At 52.1% G+C, this 1,970-nt stretch carries 1 protein-coding gene; it reads left to right on the forward strand.

Annotation, left to right across the window (positions count from 1 at the left end; genetic code table 11):
• Nucleotides 1-516 precede the first annotated feature (516 nt).
• Nucleotides 517-1,794 (forward strand): group II intron reverse transcriptase/maturase, encoded by a 1,278-nt coding sequence (ltrA, locus tag A6M21_RS00680; RefSeq protein WP_066665984.1) that lies wholly within the window; start codon nt 517-519, stop codon nt 1,792-1,794.
• Nucleotides 1,795-1,970: the final 176 nt, after the last annotated feature.

The following is a 1,970-nucleotide window of genomic DNA, read 5'->3' on the forward strand; positions in this document are numbered from 1 at the left end:
GAAAGTTGAGGTGTGCCGTGCAAAGACTTTGCACAACCAGCAGGTTGAAAAGTACCTGCCGCGGAAATTTCTCGTTCACCGCGAAGTCATCGGGCAATCGTCCGGGGTGACCCAAAGCGATAAGCTGCCCGAAAAGGCCGTAAGGGCGAGACAGGATGCGGGCCGTAGCGCAAGCGAACCCGTGGTGGCCCCGAAAACGCAGTTATCGACTGGCGACCCTGCCTCAACATGGGGAAGCCTGCCACCTACCGTGAAGAAACGAGAACATGCAACGGTAGGAGCGGTCGTGGTGATTAGGGGCGGCACGTATCCAAGGTTGTCAAAGGAACACGGGAGACCTTGCCGGGCTGGAAGTGGCACTTCCAAAGTCGGGATATAAGGCCGACGGCCGAAAATCCCGGACTGTTCGGCAAGGAGTCGGAGGTGCCCATAGTATCCATGAAGGCGGAACAGCACAACCCGCCGGAGAAAAGGGGCACTGCTTCACCAACGTTTGCATGAAAGGAGGACCACTGATTGCCTCGGCTAACACAGGGATTTGAAAAAGTCCGCAACTTTCAGCGCAAACTCTACGTCAAGGCCAAGCAGGAAAAGAATTTCAAGTTTTACAGCCTCTTCGACAAAATATACCGGAAAGACGTGCTCCAGTATGCCTGGCGGCAATGCCGGGCCAACAAAGGCGCCCCCGGAGTAGACGGGCAAACATTCAAAACCATTGAAGACGCCATAGGCGTGGAAACCTTCCTCGCTGAAATTGCCGCCGAATTAAGCAATGGCACGTATCGCCCGCAACCCGTCAGACGGGTCTACATCCCTAAACCGGACGGCAGGCAGCGCCCACTGGGCATTCCGGTCATTAAAGACCGAGTCGTCCAAATGGCCTGTTTGATTATTATCCAGCCGGTATTTGAGGCGGATTTTCAGGACTGCTCGTACGGTTTCAGGCCCAAACGGAGTGCACACCAGGCCATCAATGCCATTATCAGTCACGTTAAACAAGGATTTACTGCCGTATATGACGCCGACCTGAGTCAATGTTTTGATAACATATCCCACCAGCTTATTATGGATACCCTATCCGAACGCATAGTAGACGGTAAGATTCTGCGGTTAATCAAAGGATGGCTTACCGCGCCGATCGTAGAAACCGGCGGACCCAGGCAGGGTAAAAAGAACCGGGTGGGCACACCTCAGGGTGGAGTAATATCCCCGCTATTGGCCAACATTGTTCTGAACAAACTGGACACAGCATGGTACCGTCCGGATGGACCGCGTGCGAAGTATAATGCCCGCCTTGTGAGGTATGCAGATGACTTCGTGGTTCTGGCCCGTTATATTGGTCAGCCCATCAGGGATGAAATTGAAAATATCATTTCGTCCCTCGGATTACAGCTGAACGGCAAGAAAACCAGAATCCTGAACTTATCAGCAAGTGATACTCTGAATTTTCTTGGCTATAACATCAAACTGGGATCCGGCAAGCGCACTTACCTCAAGCCTGGAGACAAAGCAATCAGTCGTCTACGCCAGCGGATTCGGGAAATCATTTCACGAAAACGGCTTTACCATGGCATAGATGGAATCATCAATGACATTAATCCGGTATTAAGAGGCTGGAAGCAGTATTTCCATTTGTCCAATGTCAACCGGATATACTGGAATTTGGACTTCTACATTACGGCCCGCTTTTACCGCGTGGGCCGGAAAACCAGCCAACGGCTAAGTAAGATCTTTAAGCCAGGGGTCTTTGCCACCCTTAAGAGAAAAGGGTTGTACAGCTTAGCTCTCGACTGACCTGCGAATGCCTGACGAGAATGGTGTCGGATAGCCGTATGAGGGAAAACCTCACGTACGGTTAGACGAGGGGCTTCTGGCACACCAGCCATGGCCTGGCTAGTGAGGCACTCCCAAAGGAAACGGGGAGCAAACTGATAGGCCTGCCTAAAGTTATGTGCCAGGGTCTACTCTAC

This window comes from Desulfotomaculum copahuensis, assembly GCF_001655685.1.
GTDB lineage: Bacteria > Bacillota > Desulfotomaculia > Desulfotomaculales > Desulfovirgulaceae > Desulfotomaculum_G > Desulfotomaculum_G copahuensis.